The 21,686-nt window shown below is 72.5% G+C and carries 19 protein-coding genes; 13 read left to right on the forward strand and 6 right to left on the reverse strand.

The genetic code is table 11. The features are described from left to right. Positions 1–16: 16 nt before the first annotated feature. The 8 genes from AB0M95_RS32160 (at position 17) to AB0M95_RS32195 (ending at position 7,123) form a co-directional block, all read left to right on the forward strand. A complete protein-coding gene (locus AB0M95_RS32160) occupies positions 17–1,045 on the forward strand; it encodes a MoxR family ATPase (protein ID WP_358521470.1) in 1,029 nt (342 codons plus the stop codon). Continuing rightward, entirely contained in the window at positions 1,042–2,040 is a 999-nt protein-coding gene (locus tag AB0M95_RS32165) for a DUF58 domain-containing protein (RefSeq protein ID WP_358521473.1), read from the forward strand. The genes AB0M95_RS32160 and AB0M95_RS32165 overlap by 4 nt, the downstream gene beginning before the upstream one ends. Further along, positions 2,037–2,984 carry a VWA domain-containing protein gene (locus AB0M95_RS32170; RefSeq protein ID WP_358521475.1) on the forward strand — a complete coding sequence of 316 codons (948 nt, stop codon included), beginning with the start codon at positions 2,037–2,039 and terminating at the stop codon, positions 2,982–2,984. The genes AB0M95_RS32165 and AB0M95_RS32170 overlap by 4 nt, the downstream gene beginning before the upstream one ends. Before the next feature lie 66 nt (positions 2,985–3,050). Further along, a complete protein-coding gene (locus AB0M95_RS32175; RefSeq protein WP_363772738.1) occupies positions 3,051–3,746 on the forward strand; it encodes a methyltransferase in 696 nt (231 codons plus the stop codon). A 7-nt stretch (positions 3,747–3,753) separates the two neighbouring features. Continuing rightward, positions 3,754–4,314 carry an RNA methyltransferase gene (locus AB0M95_RS32180; RefSeq protein ID WP_363772741.1) on the forward strand — a complete coding sequence of 187 codons (561 nt, stop codon included), beginning with the start codon at positions 3,754–3,756 and terminating at the stop codon, positions 4,312–4,314. Positions 4,315–4,407: 93 nt separating this feature from the next. Then, positions 4,408–5,211 carry a glycerophosphodiester phosphodiesterase gene (locus AB0M95_RS32185; RefSeq protein WP_363772744.1) on the forward strand — a complete coding sequence of 268 codons (804 nt, stop codon included), beginning with the start codon at positions 4,408–4,410 and terminating at the stop codon, positions 5,209–5,211. 50 nt (positions 5,212–5,261) lie between these two features. Beyond that, positions 5,262–6,608: an MFS transporter gene (locus AB0M95_RS32190; RefSeq protein ID WP_363772747.1), complete on the forward strand. Its 1,347-nt coding sequence runs from the start codon at positions 5,262–5,264 to the stop codon at positions 6,606–6,608. A gap of 170 nt (positions 6,609–6,778) precedes the next feature. Then, the gene (locus AB0M95_RS32195) at positions 6,779–7,123 is read left to right on the forward strand and encodes an RNA polymerase-binding protein RbpA (RefSeq protein ID WP_114033704.1); all 345 of its coding nucleotides are present in this window, start codon (positions 6,779–6,781) and stop codon (positions 7,121–7,123) included. A 131-nt stretch (positions 7,124–7,254) separates the two neighbouring features. On the opposite strand, the gene AB0M95_RS32200 is transcribed toward AB0M95_RS32195, so the two are convergent. The 6 genes from AB0M95_RS32200 to AB0M95_RS32225 all read right to left on the reverse strand — a co-directional run bounded on the left by AB0M95_RS32200 (position 7,255) and on the right by AB0M95_RS32225 (position 15,520). Further along, positions 7,255–7,761, reverse strand: a complete 507-nt coding sequence (locus tag AB0M95_RS32200) for an FxsA family protein (RefSeq protein WP_363772750.1) — start codon at positions 7,759–7,761, stop codon at positions 7,255–7,257. A 160-nt stretch (positions 7,762–7,921) separates the two neighbouring features. Beyond that, complete coding sequence (locus tag AB0M95_RS32205) at positions 7,922–8,668, reverse strand: polyprenol monophosphomannose synthase (RefSeq protein WP_363772753.1); 747 nt, start codon at positions 8,666–8,668, stop codon at positions 7,922–7,924. Then, a complete protein-coding gene (lnt, locus tag AB0M95_RS32210) occupies positions 8,668–10,344 on the reverse strand; it encodes an apolipoprotein N-acyltransferase (protein ID WP_363772756.1) in 1,677 nt (558 codons plus the stop codon). Before lnt ends, AB0M95_RS32205 begins: the two co-directional genes overlap by 1 nt. A gap of 568 nt (positions 10,345–10,912) precedes the next feature. Beyond that, entirely contained in the window at positions 10,913–12,211 is a 1,299-nt protein-coding gene (locus tag AB0M95_RS32215) for an enolase C-terminal domain-like protein (protein ID WP_363772759.1), read from the reverse strand. Further along, entirely contained in the window at positions 12,208–13,089 is an 882-nt protein-coding gene (locus AB0M95_RS32220) for an NAD(P)-dependent oxidoreductase (protein ID WP_363772762.1), read from the reverse strand. The genes AB0M95_RS32215 and AB0M95_RS32220 overlap by 4 nt, the downstream gene beginning before the upstream one ends. 94 nt (positions 13,090–13,183) lie before the next feature. After that, on the reverse strand, positions 13,184–15,520 hold the full coding sequence (locus AB0M95_RS32225; protein WP_363772765.1) for an ATP-binding domain-containing protein: 2,337 nt from the start codon (positions 15,518–15,520) through the stop codon (positions 13,184–13,186). A gap of 335 nt (positions 15,521–15,855) precedes the next feature. Between AB0M95_RS32225 and AB0M95_RS32230 the strand changes: the two genes are divergently transcribed. From AB0M95_RS32230 to AB0M95_RS32250, 5 genes are all read left to right on the forward strand, one after another. After that, the gene (locus tag AB0M95_RS32230; RefSeq protein WP_363772768.1) at positions 15,856–17,082 is read left to right on the forward strand and encodes an ROK family transcriptional regulator; all 1,227 of its coding nucleotides are present in this window, start codon (positions 15,856–15,858) and stop codon (positions 17,080–17,082) included. Positions 17,083–17,179: 97 nt separating this feature from the next. After that, a complete protein-coding gene (locus AB0M95_RS32235; protein ID WP_363772771.1) occupies positions 17,180–18,511 on the forward strand; it encodes an extracellular solute-binding protein in 1,332 nt (443 codons plus the stop codon). A gap of 2 nt (positions 18,512–18,513) precedes the next feature. Then, positions 18,514–19,473: a sugar ABC transporter permease gene (locus AB0M95_RS32240; RefSeq protein ID WP_363772773.1), complete on the forward strand. Its 960-nt coding sequence runs from the start codon at positions 18,514–18,516 to the stop codon at positions 19,471–19,473. Then, positions 19,470–20,354, forward strand: a complete 885-nt coding sequence (locus tag AB0M95_RS32245) for a carbohydrate ABC transporter permease (protein WP_363772776.1) — start codon at positions 19,470–19,472, stop codon at positions 20,352–20,354. The genes AB0M95_RS32240 and AB0M95_RS32245 overlap by 4 nt, the downstream gene beginning before the upstream one ends. Continuing rightward, complete coding sequence (locus AB0M95_RS32250) at positions 20,351–21,616, forward strand: 6-phospho-beta-glucosidase (protein WP_363772779.1); 1,266 nt, start codon at positions 20,351–20,353, stop codon at positions 21,614–21,616. Before AB0M95_RS32245 ends, AB0M95_RS32250 begins: the two co-directional genes overlap by 4 nt. Positions 21,617–21,686: the final 70 nt, after the last annotated feature.

Consider the following 21,686-nt stretch of genomic DNA (forward strand, 5'->3'; position numbering starts at 1 on the left):
TTGATGGAATGGCCGCATGACCGTTGCGGAAGAACGCAGTGACGGATCCGGGCCGGACGACGGCGCCGACGCGGACCTCCGTCTGCTCCAGCAGTCCATCGCGGAGGTCCGGCGCGTGATCGTCGGCCAGGAGCACATGATCGAGAGGCTGCTGGTGGCGCTGCTGGCCCGCGGTCACTGCCTTCTGGAGGGCGTGCCCGGCGTCGCCAAGACCCTCGCGGCCTCGACCCTGGCCACGGTGGTCGGCGGCACCTTCGCCCGCATCCAGTTCACACCCGACCTGGTGCCGAGCGACATCGTCGGCACCCGGGTGTACCACCCTTCCAGCGAGAGCTTCGACGTCGAGCTCGGCCCGGTGTTCGTCAACTTCCTGCTGGCCGACGAGGTCAACCGGGCCCCGGCCAAGGTGCAGTCGGCGCTGCTGGAGGTCATGGCCGAGCGGCAGGTCACGCTGGCCGGGCGCACCCACCCGCTGCCCCGGCCGTTCATCGTGCTCGCCACCCAGAACCCCGTCGAATCCGAGGGCGTCTACCCGCTGCCGGAGGTCCAGCGCGACCGGTTCCTGTTCCGGGTGCGGGTCCCGCACCCGACCGCGACCGAGGAGCTGGAGATCCTCCACCGCATGAGCGTCTCCCCGCCGCTGCCCGGCCGGGTGCTCGACCCGTCGCGGCTGATGTCCCTGCAGAAGCTGGCCGACCAGGTGTCGGTCCACCAGCTCGTCGCCGACTACGTCGTCCGCCTGGTCATGGCGACGCGCGCCCCCGCCGAGTACGGGCTGCGCGAGCTGGCCGAGGCGATCGAGGTCGGCGTCAGCCCCCGCGCCACCCTCGGCCTGGTCGCCGCCGGGCGCGCGCTGGCCCTGCTGCGCGGGCGCGACTACCTGCTGCCCGACGACGTGCGCGACGTCGCCGCGGACGTCATGGGGCACCGCCTGATGCTCACCTTCGACGCCCTGGCCGACGGCGTCGACCCCGAGTCCGTCGTCCGGCAGATCCTCTCGGCCGTGCCGCCCCCGCTCGTCGTCTGGAACCAGGCCCAGCGGTGACGGCCCCGCAGGCATCCGAGGACGCCCGGCCGCCCGGGGAATCGGGACGCGACCCCGAGCACGCCCTGCGGCGCCTGGAGCTGACCGTCGTGCGCCGCCTGGACGGCCTGCTGCACGGCCAGCACCAGGGCCTGCTGCCGGGCGCGGGCAGCGAGCTCGGCGACAGCCGCGTGTACGTCCCGGGGGAGGACGACGTGCGGCGCATGGACTGGGCGGTCACCGCCCGCACGACGGTCCCGCACGTCCGCGACCTGGTGGCCGACCGGGAGCTGGAGACCTGGGCCCTGGCCGACATGTCGCCCAGCATGGACTTCGGCACCGCCGCGATGGAGAAACGCGACCTGGTCGTCGCCGCGGTCGGGGCGCTGGGCTTCCTCAGCAGCCGGGTCGGCGACCGGTTCGGCGCGCACGTCCTGCACGACGGGCACGTCCACCGCCTGCCGGCGCGCACCGGCCGCGCCGCGATGTACGCCCTGCTCCAGACACTGATGGACGCCCCGCGCGGCACGCCGTCCCCCCTTCCCGCGACGACGCTGGCCGAGGCCGTGGAGGGGCTCGGCCGGGCGCACCGCAAACGGGGCCTGCGCGTGGTCGTGTCGGACTTCCTGGAGCTCGGCGAGGGCGGCGACGTCGCCACCGAGCGCCCGTGGGAGCGGCCCCTGCGCCGGCTCGCCGCCCGCCACCAGGTGCTCGCCGTGGAGGTCATCGACCCCCGCGAGCTCGAGCTCCCCGACGTCGGCCTGGTCGTGCTCACCGACCCCGAGACCGGGCGGACGCGCGACGTCCACCTCACCGCGAAGGTCCGCCGCGCCTACGCCGAGGCCGCCCACGCCCACCGCGAGGCCACCCGGCGCGCGCTGCGCCGCTGCGGGGCCGGTCACCTGGTGCTGCGCACCGACCGCGACTGGGTGTACGACATCGTCCAGTACGTCCTGAGATACCGCCGCACCGCGCACCTGGCCGGGCGGCACGCCGTCAGGAGGGCAGGCGCGTGATCTTTCTGTCTCCCGGCTGGCTGTGGCTGTTCGCGGCGGTGGCCCTCATGGCGGGGGCGTACGTGCTCACACAGCTCGCCCGGCGCCGGTACGCCGTCCGGTTCACCAACCTCGCCCTGCTGAGCCTGGTCGCCCCCGAGCGGCCCGGCTGGCGCCGCCACGTGCCCGCCGCGCTGTTCCTGGTGATGATGAGCCTGCTGGTGCTGGGCGCGGCCCGCCCGGCGGACGCCACGCGCGTGCCCAGGGACCGCGCGACGATCATCGTCGCCGTCGACATCTCCCTGTCCATGGAGGCCGCCGACGTCACCCCCACCCGCCTGGTGGCCGCCAAGCAGGCGGCGCAGCAGTTCGTCAAAGACCTGCCCGAGCGGTTCAACGTGGGCCTGGTGTCCTTCGCCCGCTCTGCCGTGGTCGTCATCTCGCCCACGACCGACCACCAGGCGGTGATCACCGGGATCGGCAACCTCACCACGCGCCCCGGCACGGCCATCGGCGAGGCGGTGTTCAACTCGCTGGACTCGGTCCGCTCCTTCGACCAGCGCGCCGTCACCGACCCGCCGCCCGCGGCGATCGTGCTGCTGTCCGACGGCGACAACACCTCCGGCCGGTCGGTCAACGAGGCCGTCCAGGCCGCCGTGACGGCCCATGTGCCCGTCTCCACCATCGCCTACGGCACCCCGGACGGCACGGTCGCCATCGACGGCCGCGACGTGCAGGTGCCGGTGAACAAGGCCACCCTGCAGTCCCTGGCCGACGGCACCAGCGGGCGCGCCTACAGCGCCGAGTCCGGGGACGAGCTGCGGGACGTCTACAGCCAGATCGGCACCTCGCTGGGCTACCGGGTGGTCAACAAGGAGATCGGCCAGTACTTCACCATCGCGGGCGTGTTCGCCGGCCTGCTCGTCGCCGGGGCCGCGATGCTGCTCGGGACGCGCCTGCCCTGACCGGCGCGCGGGCCCGCGGGCGCCGCGGGATCGACCAGGCCCCCGCGGTTGGTAACGTCTCTGCACGTGACGTCCAAGTCCACGGGGGCACATTACTTCGAGGAGCGGCCCGGCGCGGCCGCCCGGCCGGGCACGGTCGAGGTCGTCCTGCCCGACCTGCACCTGCGCCTGGCCACCGACAGCGGCGTCTTCTCCCCCGGCCGTCTCGACCCGGGCACGCGCGTGCTGCTGGAGACGGTCCCGCCACCGCCCGCCCGCGGCGACCTGCTCGACCTCGGCTGCGGGTACGGGCCGATCGCGCTGACCATGGCCTCGCGCGCCCCGGAGGCGACCGTGTGGGCGGTGGACGTCAACCGGCGCTCGGTGGAGCTGTGCGCGCGCAACGCCCGGGCCGCCGGCCTTGACAAAGTAAGGTCGGTGCACGTGGACGAGGTGCCGCCGCAGGTGCGGTTCTCGGCCATCTGGTCCAACCCGGCGATCCGCATCGGCAAGCCCGCCCTGCACGCCATGCTGACCCGCTGGCTCGACCGGCTGATCCCCGGCGGCTCGGCCTACCTGGTCGTGCAAAAGCACCTGGGCTCCGACTCTCTGCAGCGCTGGCTCGGCGACCAGGGCCACCCGGTCACGCGGGTGGCGTCCCGGTCGGCCTACCGCGTGCTCAAGGTCGACGCCCGGCCGAGCCCCCGCGACGCGGCCACCGGCCCCGCGACCGGCGCCACCACCGACACCACCACCGACACCGCGACCGACGAGGAGCGATGAACGCCCGATGAGCGCAGGCACCCGCAGGCAGTTGCGCCCCACCGACGTCAAGCGGCTCAACCGCTCCTACCGGCGCGGCACCGCGAACCGGCTCTCGCTGATCCTGGAGTCGGTGACGGGCCCGTACAACGTCGGCTCGCTGTTCCGCACCGCCGCGGCATTCGGCGCCGACGAGCTGTGGCTGGCCGGCAACGCCACCCCGCCCACCAACCCCAAGGTGCAGAAGACCGCGCTCGGCACCGACAGGCTGGTCTCCTGGCACGAGGCCGTCCCCGCCCTGGAGGCCGTGCGGGCCGCCAAGGACGACGGCTACACCCTGATCGCCGTCGAGCTGACCGAGGACGCCGTGCCCCTGCACCAGGCCCGCCTGGACCGGGACGTGTGCCTGGTGCTCGGCAGCGAGGACCACGGCTGCTCCCCCGCCGTGCTCGCGGCCGTCGACGAGGTCGTCTACATCCCGCAGGTCGGCCGGGTGGGCTCCTTCAACGTCGGCGTCGCCGGGGCCATCGTGCTCGCCGAGGCCCGCCGCCAGGAATGGGCCGCCGCCGGGGCCCCGTCCACCGGCTGAGCCTCCCGCCCCGCACGTTTCGTGTCCGTTCGTAACCCAAATGTTCATTCGGTACGCTGACCTCACAGCCTTACACAGGGGATACTCCTGGTCGTGCAGCGCCGCTTCCCGTTCTTGGACCACCCGGGCCCGCTCGCCTTCGCCCACCGCGGCGGGGCCGCCGAGGGCCGCGAGAACACCATGGCCGCGTTCTCCCGGGCCGTCGAGCTGGGGTACACCTACCTGGAGACCGACGCCCACGCCACGTCCGACGGCGTGCTGCTCGCCTTCCACGACCACACACTGGACCGCGTGACCGACCGCCACGGCCGCCTGGCCGCGCTGCCCTACCGCGAGGTGCGCCGGGCGCGCATCGGCGGCGTCGAGGAGATCCCCCTGCTGGAGGACGTGCTCGGCACCTGGCCCGACGTGCGGGTCAACGTCGACGTCAAGGAGGCCCCGGCGATCGGCCCGCTCGCCGAGGCGATCCGCCGCACCGACGCCTACGACCGGGTGTGCCTGACGTCGTTCTCGGACATGCGCCTGGCCAGGGCGCGCATGGCGGTGGGCCGCCCGGTCTGCTCGGCGCTCGGCCCGCGCGGGGTCGCCCGGCTGCGCGCCGCGGCCATGGGCTCGGGGTACGGCCGCCTGCTCGGCGGGCTGGCCCGGCTCGGCGTCCCGTGCGCGCAGGTGCCGGTGGGCTTTCGCGGCATGCGGGTGACGACGCGCGCCCTGGTGCGCACCGCCCACGCGCTCGGCATGCAGGTGCACGTGTGGACGGTCGACGAGCCCGGCCAGATGGAGAGCCTGCTGGACCTCGGGGTGGACGGCATCATGACCGACAACATCTCGGGCCTGAGGGACGTCCTCGGCGCCCGGGGCCAGTGGCACCCCCGGCGGCCCGCCGCGCGGGCCTGACGCCTTCCACCGGCCCCCCTCACCCCCGTTTCGAGGCCAGGAGACCCCCGATGACCACGTCCATCGTCGCCGAGGACACCCCGAAGGCGCGCAAGCGCGAGCAGTGGGGCTGGTACTGGTACGACTTCGCCAACTCGGGGTTCCAGACCACGGTGATCACGGTCTTCCTCGGCCCGTACCTCACCGCGCTGGCCGAGAAGGCTGCGGGTGGCGAGAACGGCTTCGTCGCCTTCCTCGGCTTCGACATGCGCGCCAAGGCGTACTTCTCGGCGATCGTGACCATCTCGGTGGTCCTGCAGATCATCGTCATGCCGATCGCCGGGGCGCTGGCCGACCACACGGGCCGCAAGAAGGAACTCCTGGGCCTGTTCGCCTACCTCGGCGCGGCGGCAACGCTCTGCTTCTACTTCGTCGCGGGCGACGCCTACGTGCTCGGCGGGGCGCTGTTCGTGACGGCCAACGTGGCGTTCGGCGCGGCCATGGTCGTCTACAACTCGTTCCTGCCGCAGATCGCCGGAGCCGACGAGCGCGACGCCGTGTCCTCTCGCGGCTGGGGGTTCGGGTACCTCGGCGGGTTCCTGCTGCTGGCCGTGAACCTGTACCTGTACCAGCGCAGCGGCATCGAGGAGGGCCTCGCCGTGCGCATCAGCCTGGCCTCGGCGGGCCTGTGGTGGGCCCTGTTCACGGTGATCCCGATGCTGCGCCTGCGCAACCGCCCGGTGGAGGGCCACGACGCCACGGTGGCCCAGGCCGTCGGCGGCAGCTTCCGCCAGCTCGGCCGCACCATCGCCGGGCTGCGCCACTACCCGCGCACGCTGCACTTCCTGCTCGCCTACCTGATCTACAACGACGGCGTGCAGACGGTGATCTCGTTCTCGGCGACCTACGCCGACCAGGAGCTCGATCTGGGCAAGGACGTGCAGATCACCGCGATCCTGATGGTGCAGTTCGTGGCGTTCGGCGGGGCCCTGCTGCTCGGATGGCTCGGCTCGCGGTTCGGCACCAAGCGCACGGTGCTGGCCAGCCTGGTGGTGTGGACGGGCGTCGTCGGCGTCGCGTACTTCCTGGAGAAGGGCGCGGCCGTGCAGTTCTACGCCATCGCCTTCCTGATCGCGATCGTCCTCGGCGGGACGCAGGCGCTGTCGCGGTCGCTGTACTCGCTGGTGATCCCCCCGGGCCGGGAGGCGGAGTACTTCAGCCTGTTCGAGGTGAGCGACAAGGGGTCGGCCCTGCTCGGATCGCTCACGCTGACGGTGGCCCTGCAGATCACCGACAGCTACCGCGTGGCGATCCTGTCGCTGATGATCTTCTTCGTGCTGGGATTCGCGCTGCTGGTGGCCGTCAACCTGCCGAGGGCCGTGCGCGAGGCGGGCAACGAGGCGCCCGCACACCTCTAGCGCCGGCCCGCCTGGGGGCGCCGCCGTCGGGAGATGCCGAAAGATCACCTTTGCGGCATACGGAAAGCGCGATTGGATCACCCCCAGGGTGGGAATCCATCCACGGTATCAAGCGTTGTAAGCCGTGGAGACCCACCCCTCAGAACGGGGCCCTCAGGAGGCATTGAAATATGGGCGAGCGTGCACTTCGCGGAACCCGGCTCGGAGCCACCAGCTACGAGAACGACCGCAACACCGATCTGGCCCCGCGTCAGGAGGTGCCTTACACCTGCCCGAAGGGCCATCACTTCGACGTTCCCCTTGCCGCCGAGGCGGAGATCCCGGCGACCTGGGAGTGCCGCAACTGCGGCGCCACGGCCCTGAGAGTCGACGCCGAGCAGCCCCAGCAAAAGAAGGCCAAGCCGCCGCGCACCCACTGGGACATGCTGCTGGAGCGCCGAACGATCGAAGACCTCGAAGAGGTGCTCAACGAGCGCCTGGCGATCCTCCGGGCACAGCGGCGCAAGAGCGCCTGACCTCTCGAATCAGGCTCGGCATCGGCCGGCACGGCGTCTCCGGTTCACCCGCACGGGTGACCGGGGGCGCCGTTCGTCATGTCCGGCCTTTCCTTCCCGGCCGTACTCAAGGCTCTCCAGCCCGCCCATGCTCATGTCCGGCCGTCCGCGCCCTCCTCCACGACATGCCCGCGGACGACCCGGGACGAGCCGTGCGCGGCCCCGTCGGGCGCCGGGCCCCCGAATCCCCCGCCCCCGAACACCGCGCCGTACGGCGACCTCGCCGCCATCGCCCGCACCCGCCGCCCCAGGAACCAGGCCAGCGCCCGGCGCGCCGCCGGGCGGGTGAACGGCAGGACGAGGGCGAACCCGGCGACGTCGGTCAGGAAGCCCGGGGCGAGCAGCAGCGCGCCGCCCGTGACCAACAGCGCGCCGTCGGCGAGCTCGCGGTCGGGCATGCGGCCGGACTGCAGGGCCTGGTTCAGCGCCCGCCACGCGCGGCGGCCCTCCCGCCGCACCAGCCACGCCCCGAGAATGCTGTCGAGGATCAGCAGGCCGACCGTCTGCCAGCCGCCGATGACCTCGCCGATCTGGATGAGCGCCCAGATCTCCAGAACCGGCACGACCAGGAACGCGATGAACAACGCGACACGCAGCATGGCTCCACCATCATCTCGGGGCACCTCGTGCACCTCGGGACGTACAACGCCCGAAACGGCCGGGATGGTTCCCCGCGCCGCCCGGACGGGCCCGCACCGGCGAGGGCCGGGCGGGGTCGGTGCCGGGTCTGCGCGGGGTCAGCGCGGGGTCAGCGCGGGGTCAGCGCGTCCCGCGGACACGGCCCGGCAGGCCGGAGACGCCCCACACGGTGACCCGCCACAACGCCTCGGCGACGATCGCGCGGCTCATCTTGCTCGCCCCGGCCGTCCGCTCGACGAAGGTGATCGGCACCTCGGCCACGCGTAAGCCGCCCCGCACGGTGCGCAGGGTCAGGTCCACCTGGAAGCAGTAGCCCTCCGACCGCACGTCGTCGAGCCCGATCTTCTCCAGCGCCGAGGCGCGGTAGGCCCGGAAGCCCGCCGTGGTGTCGCGCACGGGCACGCCGAGCATCAGGCGGGCGTAGGTGTTGGCGCCCCGGGACAGCAACTCTCGGCCGACCGGCCAGTTGACCGTCTCGCCGCCGGGCACCCAGCGCGACCCGATCACCAGGTCGGCGCCGCCCGCCAGGGCCTCCAGCAGCTTGGGGAGCTCCTCGGGCCGGTGGGAGCCGTCGGCGTCCATCTCGACCATGACGTCGTAGCCCTCGGCCAGCCCCCACCGGAACCCGGCGATGTAGGCGGCGCCGAGCCCCTGCTTGCCGGGGCGGTGCAGGACGTGGACATGATCGTCGGCGGCGGCCAGCTCGTCGGCGACGTCGCCCGTGCCGTCGGGGCTGTTGTCGTCGGCGACCAGGAGGTGGACGTCCGGCACGGCGGCCCGCAGCCGCGCCGCGATCACCGGAAGGTTCTCGCGCTCGTTGTAGGTGGGGACGATGACGAGTACCCGTCCGAGGGCGCGCTCCTCCATCACCTGTCCTCTTCTTCCGGTTCCTCCGGGTCCTGTGGGCCTCGCGTGCTCTGGCCGCCTTCCGCGCCCGGGGCGCGCCGCCGCGCGAGGGCGAGGGCCACGGCGCCGGCCCCGATGAGCGACAGTACCCATTCCGGCAGCGCGCCCACCCGCGTGGCGAGCGTGCGGCCGGTCTGGAGCGGCACGGTGATCACGGCCATGTCCTTGACGCGCTCGGCGGTGCGCCAGCGCACCCGGCCCGCCGGGTCGATGTAGGCGGATATGCCGGTCGTGGCGGCGATGACCACCGGGCGGGCGTGCTCGACGGCGCGGAGCTGTGACATGGCGAGCTGCTGCGGCGGCAGGTTGGTCAGGGCGTAGGTCGCGTTGTTGGTCTGCACGACGATCGGCGTGGCCCCTGTGAGCACGGTCGAGCGGACGGTGTCATCGAAGGCGACCTCGTAGCACTCCACCGCGCCCACCGTCACCGGGCCCATCTTCAGGTCGCCGTCGCGGGTGCCGGCCAGCGACTGCAGGCCCACGAGGTTGACGCGCGCGATGAACTTGGACAGCAGATCCTTGAAGGGGACGAACTCTCCGAACGGGACGAGCCTGCGCTTGTCGTAGAACGCCCCGGGGCCGCTCGCCGGATCCCAGACGATGCCCCGGGTCATGCGGTGCTCGCCGTCGGGGTGGCGCACCACCGCGCCGACCAGCACCGGGACCCCGATGTCGCGCACGGCCGCGTCGATCACCTCGCGGGCGTAGGCGTCGCGGTAGGGGTCGATGTCGGTGGAATTCTCCGGCCAGATCACGATGTCCGGCCTGGCGATCCTGCCCTCGCGCACGGCCCGGGCCAGCTCGTGGGTCTCGTCCGCGTGGTTGCGCAGGACGACGGCGGGCTGGTCGCCGAGGAAGCCCATGCCCCGGCCCGGCACGTCGCCCTGGATCACGCCGACGCGCACGGTGCCGGATGGCGCGCCCTGCTGCCACGGGAGCGCGTACCCCACCGCGGACCCCACCAAGGGCAGCGCGACCACGCCCGCCGGCAGGCAGGCGACCGGCCAGGGCGGCGTCCCCCCGGCCGGGCGCGCGCGCCGCGCGAGGGCGGGCAGGCGCGGGGCAAGGGCGGTGAGCAGGGCCGCGAGCAGCGTGCCGCACAGTACGACCGCGAAGGTCACCAGCGGGGCGCCGCCCAGGGCCGCGTACGGGGTGAAGGGCGTGTCGCCCTGGCTGAACGCGACGCGTGCCCAGGGGAACCCGCCGACGGGGAACCGGCCGCGCAGCCATTCCTGGGCGATCCACAGGGCGGCGACCCACAGCGGCCAGCCGCGCAGCCGCGTGACCAGGGCCGCGCCGGCGGCCAGAGCCCCCCAGAACAGGCTCTCGATCGCCACCAGCGCCAGCCACGCGTCGTCGCCGATCGGCCGCACCCACGCCAGCGTGGGCAGCAGGAACGCGACGGCGCCGAGGTAGCCGACCCACGCGGCCCGGCGCGCGGGGAGGCCGCGCACCGCCAGCGTGAGGGACGCGATGCCGATCGGGGCGAGGAACCACAGCCCGATCGGCGGAAAGGCGAGGTAAAGGAGGACTCCCCCGGCGAGGGAGGCGGCGATCCGCGCCAGGACGCGCGGGGGCGGCGGGCCGCCGGCGACGGCCGGCGTCCGTTCGTGCTGCTGCACCGTTCGCTGGGCCACAGGTGCGGTGTCTTTTCTCGCGGATCCTTCGGTGACCCCCGAACGCTATCGCCCGGCGGGCACCGCTCCAACCGCAGGGGCGGCGCGGCGGAGGATCGCGCATGGTGATCCCTGGGCACGGGTCACGCCCAGGAACCACGCTGCGTTGCGGCACGGGACGGGAAGAGGGCCCGGACGACCCTTCGGACCGGATCCGTCCCGTCGGCGGCGAGCGCGGAGTTCCGTTGTCTACTGGGTGTCCAGGCCCCTCCCGGGTCCAACCCCCCACCCGGCTGGGGTGCCCCGACTCGACGGAACGCCAGCGCTGCGCCTGGCTGAGCAGACGGAGTCGTGCTCCGTCATGACGCAGAATCCGACGATGTCTGAAGACGGCCAACCGGTAGTCCCGTGCTGGACTGTCCAGCAAACTACCGACCTCAGCTCAGATGTCAACCGTGTCCCGATCAGCGGAAACCTAAGTTTTCGCAGCTAGGACAGGAGACGTGAGTGCCGCCATGTGCGCCGATCGGGGTGTTTATGCAGCTCATGCGCATGCACCTCGTGATCTCCGGACGAGCCCGGCACACCGTCAGGGGGCCTCGATGCCTCCGTCCGGGCGCCGCACGCCGGCGGCCCACCGCTCGAACAGGTGGGTGGACGGCGGGAAGGCGGCCGCGGCGGTCTCGTCCAGGTCGATGCCCCAGCCCGGCGCGTCGTTGGGGTACAGATGACCGCCGCGCGGGACGAGCGTGCCGGGGAAGACCTCCAGGGTGGCGTCGTTGTAGACGTGCCCCTCCTGGATCGCGAACGCGGGCGAGGTGACGTCCAGCGCCACGTTGGCCGCCGCGCCGACCGGCGAGACGTCGGCGGGCGCGTGCCAGGCCGTGCCGACCCCGGTGAGCTCGCACAGCGCCACGAGCTTGCGGGCGGGGGTGAGCCCGCCGACGGCCGAGACGTGGCATCGCAGGATGTCCACGCCGCCGCCGGTGACCAGCCGGGCCGCGTCGGGGACCGAGGCGACCTGCTCCCCCACGGCGATCGGCATGGGGGCCGCCTCCCGCAGCTCGGGGAGCCGGTCGTACAGCTCCAGCGGGATCGGGTCCTCCAGGAAGAACAGCCGGGCGGGCTCCAGGGCGCGGGCCATGCCGATGGCCTGCTTGACGGTGAGCCGGTGGTGGACGTCGTGCAGCAGTTCGATCTCGTCGCCCAGCTCGGCCCGGGCCGTGGCCAGGACGTCCGGCGTGGTGCGCAGGTAGTGCAGCACGTCCCATCCGTCGGGGTTGGGGTGGCCGGGGTAGGCGCCGCCCCTGCCCGGCGCGCCGTAGCTGCCGAGTCCCGGCTGCCCGACCTGGACGCGCACGTGCCGGAACCCGGCGGCGATGATCTCGCGGGCCTGGCCTAGGGTCTCGGAGAGAGTCGCGCCGCCCGCGTGCAGGTACAGCGCCGCCGCCGCGCGCACCCGCCCGCCGAGCAGTTCGTAGACCGGCATGCCCGCGCGTTTGCCCGCGATGTCCCACAACGCCTGGTCGACGCCGGACAGCGCGCTGTTGAGCACCGGGCCGCCCCGCCAGTAGGACGTGAGGTGCACCATGCGGGTGATGTCCTCGATGTCGGCCGGGTGGCGGCCGATCAGCATCGGGGCGACGTGCCGCTCGACGGTGGTGACGACGGAGTGGAAACGCTGGGTGAAGGTGGCGCAGCCGAGGCCGTACAGCCCGGGGTCGCCGGTGTCGACGCGGACCACGACCAGCGGGACGCCCTCGGGCGCGGTGACGATCGCCCGCACGCCGGTGATCCGCAGGCGGTCGCGGGCCGGCCAGGGAGCCTGGGTCTGCGGCATCACGACGGCCTCGCGCGGCGCCGGGGCCGCGTCCTCACGGGCGATCATGGTGTCACCTCACCGGTGTGGGCCTCGACGGGGTACAGGTGCTCGGCCTGGAAGCCCAGCAGCCGGGCGGCGGCGCTCAGGTCGATGGGGACGGCGCGCCCGGGCAGCGGCGCCCGCCGTTCGGCCTCCGGGTGGTAGCGGTCGAGCAGTTCCTCGGTGGGCAGCGCGCACAGCGTGGTCGGCGCGGCGAGGAGGACCACGTTCGCGCCGGTCAGCGGGCGCGTCGCCGCGAGCCGGTTGGCCCGGGCGGCGTCCCTGAGGTCCAGGTAGGACCACAGCTCGCGGGCCCCCTCGGCGGGGTCCCGCGCGTACATGGCCGCGCGGTCGGGCAGCTTGTCGCCGGGGCCGCCGAGCAGCGGGAAGCGCATGGCCACCGAGTCGACGCCGTGGCGGCGGGCCATCATGACGGCGATGGCCTCGTCGGTCTGCTTGGACAGCGCGTACGGGTCCTCCACCTGCAGGGGCAGCGCCTCGTCGATCGGCACGTAGGCGGGGTGCAGCGCGCGCGGCGAGAACGGCAGGCCGAGGACCGAGAGGCTGCTGGCGAACACGACCCGCCGCACACCGGCCCTGGCGGCCTCCTGGAAGACGGCGAAGGTGGCCCGGGTGTTGCCCAGGAACACCTCCTCCGGCGTGCCGAGGGTCGGGGCCGGGATGGCGGCCAGGTGGATCACGGTGTCCACGCCGTCCATGGCGGCCCTGACGGTCTCGGAGTCGCCGGCCTCGCCGGTGACCACTCGGTCGGCGGGGAGGTCACCCGGGTCGTGGAGGTCGAGCGCGGTCACCGGGACCCCGTGCCCGGCGAGCAGGTCGAGCGTCGGGCGCCCCAGCCTGCCCGCCGCGCCGGTCACCAGGACGCGTCGCGTGTCGCGGGTCAAAAGATCACCACCTGAACGTCCGTGCGTTTCGTTGCCCGACCTGCCTACACCATCCGCCCGGGGCTGCGCGACCATCGGGCGCACGCCACGGCGGTCAGGGGGCCGGGACGGGCTCGCAGCGGGAGAGGATCCCGGGCAGCGGGCCGGTGTGGACGACGCCGAGCCGCTGGGTGGCGCGGGTGAGGGCGACGTACAGATCACCGGCGCCGTGCCGGGACTCGGCGAGGATCTCCCCGGGCTCGGCGACGATCACCGCGTCGAACTCCAGCCCCTTGGCCTCGGCGACGGTCAGGACGGCGACGGGGGCCTCCAGCGCGTCCGCGCCCTGCCCGGCCACCGCTCCGGGCACCGAGGAGGTGACGGCCTCCCCGAGCTCGGCGGCCCGGCCGGCGGGGACGATCACGACCAGGCGCCCGCCCTCGACGACCTCCCCCGAGACGATCGGCCCGAGCTCGCCGAGGTCGCCGACGCGGCGCGACCACGGCCGGGTGCCGGTCTCGCGCACCGAATCCGGCGCCCGCAGGGAGGGCCCGACCAGTGTGAGGACGTCGGCGGCCACGGCCATCAGCTCGACCGGGGTGCGGTAGTTGACGCTCAGCGTCTCCGCGCGCCAGCGGCCGGCGGCGTACGGGTCCAGGACCTGCTTCCAGGAGGTGGCGCCGGCGGCCGACCCGGTCTGGGCGATGTCCCCGACGATGGTCATCGAGCGGTTGGGGCTGTGGCGCATGAGCATGCGCCAGGCCATGGGCGACAGCTCCTGCGCCTCGTCGACGACGATGTGCCCGTAGGCCCAGGTGCGGTCGGCGGCGGCGCGCTCGGCGGTCGTGAGGTGGATCTCGTCGTCGCGGTGCCGGGCGGCGAACCGCTCGGCGTCCAGGATGTCCGACATGCCGGTCAGTTCGAGGACCTCGCGGGCGTAGGTCAGCTCGGCGTCGCGCTCGGCCTCCTCGGCGCGGCGGGCGGCGGCGAGTTCCTCCTCGGCCTGCATCGCGGCGGCGCGCACCACCATCGGGTCGATGTCGCCGAGCAGTTCGGCGGCCTCGTCCAGCAGCGGCACGTCCGCCTCGGTCCACTGGACCCGGCCCGGGCGCGGCGCGCGGAACAGCAGGTCGCGCTCGGCCGCGCCGAGCCTGGCGTACTCCATGCGCTCACGGGAGCCGTACAGGCCGAGCAGGAGCTGCTGCGGCGTGAGGTAGGGCCACAGGCGGTTGAGCGCGGACTTGACGGCGGGCTCGGTGCGCAGTTCCTCGCGCAGGTCGGCGAGGTCGGACTCGTCGAGCATGCCCCGGCCGAGCACCTTGGCGGCCTGCTTGGCGAGCGCGCCGAGGACCTGGCGGACGAAGACCGACCTTGCCTGGTTGTGCGGGCGCCTGCTGCGCAGCGCGCGGCTTCGCGCCGTCTCGCAGACGCGCTGGTCGAGGCGCAGGGTGTACCGGCCGAGGTCGATGTCGATGGGCCTGCGGGGCATCCGCTGGCGGTCCTGGACGGCGCGGGCGATCACCTGGGCCATGCGGGCGTCGCCCTTGACGGCGGCGATGTCGTCGGGCTCGCGGTCGGTCGCGGTGACGCCGGGGAACAGCTCGCCGACGGTGGACAGCAGGACGTCGGTCTCACCGAGCGAGGGCAGGACCTGCTCGATGTAGCGCAGGAAGGTGAGGTTCGGGCCGACGATGAGCACGCCGCGGCGGGCCAGCCGCTCGCGGTGGGTGTAGAGAAGGTAGGCGGCGCGGTGCAGGGCCACGACGGTCTTGCCGGTGCCGGGCCCGCCCTGCACGACCAGGACGCCGTTCAGGTCGGAGCGGATCACGCGGTCCTGCTCGGCCTGGATGGTGGCGACGATGTCGCGCATGCGCCCGGTGCGCTTCTCGCCCAGGGAGGCCAGCAGGGCGGCCTCTCCGTTGAGGGTGGCCCGGTCGTCGTCGCTGAGCCGGTCGAGGTCGAGCAGGTCGTCGTCGACGCCGATGACGCGCCGTCCCCGGGTTTGCAGGTGGCGCCTGCGGGTGACGCCCATGGGCTCGGCCGGGGTCGCCCGGTAGAACGGCTGGGCGACGGGGGCGCGCCAGTCGATGAGAAGCCGGGTCTGCTCGTCGTCCGACAGGCCGAGGCGGCCTATGTAGAGGGGTTTCTCCTCGGCCAGGTCGAGGCGGCCGAAGCACAGGCCGTTCTCGACGGCCCACAGCCGCGCGAGGCGCTCGGAGTACATGACGGCGAAGGTGTCGCGCTCGGAGCGGTTCTGGTGGGTTCCTCCGCCGCCCTGGGCGAGCACGCCGTCGAGCTGCTTTCGTGTGCGTGCCCGGAGCAGGTCGAGCCGCTCGTACAGGCCGGCGACGTAACGCTGCTCCCTGGCGAGCTCGATTTGACGGGTAGTCCCTGCTTCATTATCATTGATAGTAATGTGAAACTCCGGGCTTGCATTGCTATTTGTGTTCATTGTGATGACAAGGGCTCAGAATAGCAGATCGCCCCTCGCGCTCCGATTTCCATCGCCGCCCCCCGAGGCGGCTTTTCTGTTACACGGGCCCTTTTCTCCCTTCCCACTCCGATCCCGGCCGATCGCGCTCCGTTCACCGTCGCGCATGCCCTCCGCCGGGGGCGGACTCCCCCGGCGGGCGATCGCCGCACGTCAGCGGGGTGCTACCAACCTGGTCACAGCTTGGTAGAGCCTATTGACCCTGGTCGGGGGCGTGGCGGTACGGTCCTAGTGAGTTAGTAATCTTTCCTAACTTGCGCCGGGGACTGTCCGTGTGGTGAGGAGTATTGGGCGGTATGAACACGAATTCGCAGCCGGGAACGCCCAGCCTGCTGCGCGCGATCAACGACCGCGCCGCGCTGCAGGTGCTGCTGGAACGCGGGCCCCTGACCCGCCCCGAGCTCGGCGCCCTCACCGGCCTGTCCAAACCCACGGCCTCGCAGCTGCTCATACGCCTCCAGGAGGCCGGCCTCGTCGTGCTGGACGGCATCCGCGAAGGACTTCCCGGGCGCACGGCCGAGCTGTACCGGATCAACCCCGTCGCCGCGCACGTCGTCGCGCTGGACGTGACGCCCGCGCGCATCGCCGCCCGCGCCGCCGACATCACCGGCGCCGTCCTGGCCGACCATATCCTGCCCACCCCCGGCCGTAGCGCCGGCAACGTCGTCGAACGGGTGCGCGCCTCCGTCAACGGGGCGTGCCTGCAGGCCGGCATCGACCCCGCCGCCCTCCATCGCATCGTGATCGGCATCCAGGGCGCCGTCAACCCCGCGACCGCCCGCCTCGGCTACGCCGCCCACATCCCCGGCTGGCACATCCCCGACCTCGTCGGAACCCTGCGCGACGGGCTCGGCGTGCCGGTCGACATCGAGAACGACGTGAACCTCGTCGCGCTGACCGAGCAGGCCCACGGCATCGCCCGCGGCCACGCCGACTTCATCCTGCTGTGGGCGGACGCGGGCATAGGAGCCGCGCTCGTGCTCGGCGGCCGGCTGCACCGCGGCGCGACCGGCGGTGCCGGCGAGGTCGGCTACATGCCCACCGTCGGCGCGCCGACCTCCCGCGAGACCGGCAAGCGCGGCGACCACGGCTTCCAGGCCCTCGTCGGCGGCCCTGCCGTGCTGAAGCTCCTGCGCTCGCACGGCGTCCGCGGCACCGAGCCGGCCCAGGCCGTCCGCAACGCCGTGCGCGACGCCGCCGTCGGAAGCGGCCGCGCGGAACGCGCCCGGGAGGCGCTGCGCGAGGTCGCCGCCCGCCTGGCCATGGGCCTCGCCCCCATCACGGCCGTGGTCGACCCCGAGATCGTCGTGCTCACCGGCGGCATGCTGCTCGCCGGCGGCGACCTCCTGGCCGAACTGGTCGAGCAGGAACTGCACCTGCTCACCTTCCCCCGGCCGCCGGTACGGGTCTCCAGCGTCGACGGCAACCCCGTGCTGACCGGCGCGCTCGGCCTCGCCCTCGCCACGACCCGCGACGAGATCTTCAGCTCCACCGTCCCGTCCGCCCTTCCCGACCCCTCCTGACCCCTCCTGCCGCCTTCCCCCGGATTCCCCGGACCCGCGCGCTCCCGCCGCCCCTCGTGCGACCTCCTGATCACCGACCACCCTTAGGAGGAATTCCGTGAAATCACCTCTGCTGCTCGCCGCGGCGGCAGGTCTGGCCCTACTCGCGTCCACCGCCTGCACGGCCGGAACCGAGAGCGCGCCCGGCGTGCCGTCCGCGGGAAGCACCCCTGGCAAGGAGCCGGTGACCATCACCATGTGGCACGGCTTCTCCGCCGACAACGAGATCAAGGCGTTCGAGGACGCCCTGGCCGGCTTCAGGCAGAAGTTCCCCTGGATCACCGTCAACACCACCAAGGCGGTCCAGGACGACCAGATCATCCAGTCCGTGCGCGGCGGCAATCCGCCGGACGTGGCGCTGTCCTTCACCACCGACAGCGTGGCCACCTTCTGCAAGACGGGCCTGTTCCAGAACCTGGAGCCGTACCTCGCCGCGGCCAAGATCGACGAGTCGATCTTCCCCAAGGTGATCGCCGAGTACACCGAGTACGACGGCAAGCGGTGCGTGATGCCCATGCTCGCCGACACCTACGGCCTCTACTACAACAAGAAGCTGATGAAGGGTGCCCAGCCGCCCAAGACACTGTCGGAGCTGGCCGACCTGGCCAAGAAGCTCACCGTGCGCGACGCGGACGGGACCATCAAGGTCGCCGGCTTCAACCCCAGCGCCCAGATGTACGAGAACGTCCCGATCCACACCGGCCCGATGGTCGGCGCCAAGTGGACCAACCCCGACGGCACCTCGGCCATCGGCGCCGACCCGGCGTGGAAGCAGCTCATGACCTGGCAGAAGGGCCTGGTCGACTGGTTCGGGTACGACAAGCTGGAGAAGTTCCGCAAGACCTTCGGCGACGAGTTCTCGGCCGACAACCCCTTCATGAAGGGCAAGGTCGCCATGGCCATCGACGGCGAGTGGCGCAACGCCATGATCGCCGCCGACGCGCCGGACCTCGACTACGGCACCGCCCCGCTGCCCGTGGCCGACGACAAGCCCCAGCTCTACGGCAGCGGCTTCATCGCCGGAACGGTCGTCGGCATCCCGCGCGGCGCCAAGCACCCCGAGGCGGCGTGGGACCTGGTGAAGTACCTCACCACCGACACCGACGCGCTGGTGACGCTGTCCAACGCGCTGCGCAACGTGCCGAGCACCCTGCCCGCGCTGCAGTCGCCGAAGCTGGACAAGGACGCCAACTTCCAGACGTTCCTCGACATCTTCGCCAACCCCAACAGCAGCACCCTGCCCGCGCACATCAACTCGGCGTTCAACCAGCAGACGCTGCAGGAGGCCCAGAACAACTGGGAGTCCGGCCGTGCCAAGGACCTGGACGCCCTGCTCGCGGACGTCGACAAGAAGATCAACGACAAGCTCAAGCTGACGGCGGGCGGCTGATCATGGCCGCGACGACGCTCGGGCGTCGAAGGAAGGCGGTGCCGGTCGGCGGCCGGCACCGTCCCACCCTGCGGGCGCTGCTCTACCTGTCCCCGTGGCTGGTCGGATTCGGGGTCTTCTTCGCCTATCCGCTGATCGCCACCGTCTACTTCTCGTTCCAGCGCTACGACCTGTTCACCCTGGAGCCGGTCGGCCTGCTCAACTACGAGTACTTCCTGCGGGACGAGGCGGCGTGGACCTCGATCCGCAACACGCTGTGGCTGGTCGTGGTGATGGTCCCGGCGCGGCTGCTGTTCGGCCTCGGCGTCGCCCAGCTCGTCACCAAGCTGAAGTCGGGCGTCGGGGTGTTCCGGACCATCTTCTATCTGCCGTCCCTGGTGCCGCTGGTCGCCGGGACGCTGGGGTTCGTCTTCCTGCTCAACCCGGGCACCGGCCCGGTCCCGACGATCCTTTCGGCGATCGGCATCCCGTCCCCGGACTGGTTCGGCGACCCGGCCTGGGCCAAGCCGGGGCTGACCCTGCTCGCGCTGTGGTCGGTCGGCGACCTGATGGTCATCTTCCTGGCCGCGCTGCTGGACGTGCCCAAGCAGCTCTACGAGGCCGCCGCGCTGGACGGGGCCGGGCCCTGGCAGCAGTTCTTCCGGGTGACCCTGCCGGTGATCCGGCCGGTGCTGATGTTCGCCGCCGTCACCGGCGTCATCCAGACGCTGCAGTACTTCACCCAGGCCATGGTGGCCGCCCGCGTGGCCTCGGGCTCCACCGACTCCGCCGGGTCGGTGTTCACCCCCGGCTACCCCGACCAGTCCACCCTGACCTTCCCCGAGTGGCTCTTCCACCAGGGGTTCCGCGACTTCGCCATGGGTTACGCCTGCGTTCTGGCGCTCATCCTGTTCGCGGTGTCGATGGTGTTCACCCTGTTCCTGCTGCGGCAGTTCCGCGGCCTCGGCGAGGAGGACGCATGACCCTCACCCTCGCGCCCGCCTCCCGGGCGCGCAAGGCGGCCGGCCGTACGCGCGTCCCGCGCCGGCGGGCCACGCTGAACTGGATCGCCACCCACGCCATCGCGGTCGCCCTGTCGATCATGTTCCTCGGCCCGCTGGTGTTCATCGCGCTGACCGCCGTCATGACCGACCACCAGGCCCTCACCTCGCAGCTGTGGCCGAAGGACTGGGAGTGGGGCAACTTCGCCGAGATCTTCCAGAAGGCGCCGCTGCTCACCTGGATCCTCAACACGCTCATGTACGCGGTGCTGGCCACCGTGTTCATGCTGATCTCGTCGATCCCGGTGGCGTACGCGCTGGCGCGGCTCCGCTTCCCGGGGCGCAAGGTGGCGACCCTGCTGGTCATCACCACGATGATGCTGCCGCCGCAGGTCGTCGCCGTGCCCATCTACATCCTGTGGGCGCGCTTCCACCTCACGGGCACGCTGTGGCCGCTGATCGTGCCGATGCTGCTCGGCGACGCATTCTCGATCTTCCTGCTGCGGCAGTTCTTGGCGACGATCCCGAAGGAGTACTCCGACGCCGCCCGCGTCGACGGTTACGGCGAGTTCGGGACGCTGGTGCGGGTCATCCTGCCGATGGCCAAACCCGCGATCGCGGCCGTCGCCCTGTTCCAGTTCTTCTACTGCTGGAACGACTACTACGGGCCCCTGCTGTACGCGGGGACCGACACCTCCCACTGGACGTTGTCGGTGGGCCTGGCCTCCTTCAGAGCCGTGCACCGCGTCCAGTGGAACCTGACCATGGCGGCCACCCTGCTCGCCATGGCACCGGTGATCATAGTGTTCTTCTTCGCCCAGAAGGCGTTCATCGAGGGCGTCAAGCTGACGGGAGTCAAATGATGAAACTGGCCGTTGTCGGGGGCGGCTCCACCTACACGCCTGAACTGATCGACGGTTTCGCCCGCCTGCGGGAGGAACTGCCGCTGTCGGAGATCACGCTGATCGACCCCGACGAGCGGCGGCTGTCGCTGGTGTCGGGCATGGCGTCGCGGATGCTCGCGCGGGCCGGGCACCCGGCCACGGTGAGCACGGCCACCACCATCGAGGACGGCGCCGCCGGCGCGCAGGCCGTCCTCATCCAGCTGCGGGTCGGCGGGCAGGCGGCGCGCGACGTCGACGAGACGCTCCCGCTGGAGTGCGGCTGCGTCGGGCAGGAGACCACCGGCGCCGGGGGCCTCGCCAAGGCCCTGCGGACCGTTCCCGTGGTGCTGGACATCGCCGAGCGGGTCGCCAAGGCCGCGCCCGGCGCGTGGATCGTCGACTTCACCAACCCCGTCGGCATCGTCACCCGGGCCCTGCTCCAGGCCGGGCACCGGGCGATCGGCCTGTGCAACGTGGCGATCGGCTTCCAACGGCGCTTCGCCGCCAACCTCGGCGTCGCCCCCGAGCGCGTCTCGCTCGGGCACGTGGGCCTCAACCACCTGACGTGGGAACGGTCCGTGTACCTGGACGGCGTGGACGTGCTGCCCAAGCTGCTCGCCGACCACGGCGAGCAGATCGCCGGCGACATCGGCCTGCCACCGGCGCTGATCCGCAGGCTCGGCGTCGTGCCGTCGTACTATCTGCGGTACTTCTACGAGCACGACGCGGTGGTCGCCGAGCAGCGCTCCAAGCCCTCGCGGGCCGCCGAGGTCGCCGCGATGGAGGAGAGGCTGCTCGCCATGTACGCCGACCCGGCCGTCGACACCAAGCCCGCGCTGCTGGAGAAGCGCGGCGGCGCGTTCTACTCCGAGTCCGCGGTCGCGCTCATCTCCTCGCTGGTCAACGACCGGGGCGACACGCAGATCGTCAACCTGCGCAACGACGGTACGCTGCCGTTCCTGCCCGGCGACGCGGTGATCGAGGTCCCCGCGCGGATCGGCGCCACCGGGGCCACGCCGCTGCCCGTCGACCCGGTCGAGCCGCTGTACGCCGGGCTGATCGCCCACGTCACCGCGTACGAGAACCTCGCGCTGGAGGCCGCGCTGCACGGCGGCGCCGGCCGCGTGACCGACGCGCTGCTCGCCCACCCGCTGATCGGGCAGGCGTCGGTGTCGGCGGACCTCGCCGAGCGCCTGATCGCGGCCAACCGCGCCCACCTTCCGTGGGCGGTGCGGGCGTGACGACCATGCCACAGGCCGGGCTGGACGGCGCGCCGGCGCCCGGAATCGGGGAGACCCAGAAAGGCGGAGC

The sequence above is a fragment of the Sphaerisporangium sp. NPDC051017 genome (genome assembly GCF_040683095.1).
In the GTDB taxonomy this organism is placed as follows: domain Bacteria; phylum Actinomycetota; class Actinomycetes; order Streptosporangiales; family Streptosporangiaceae; genus Sphaerisporangium.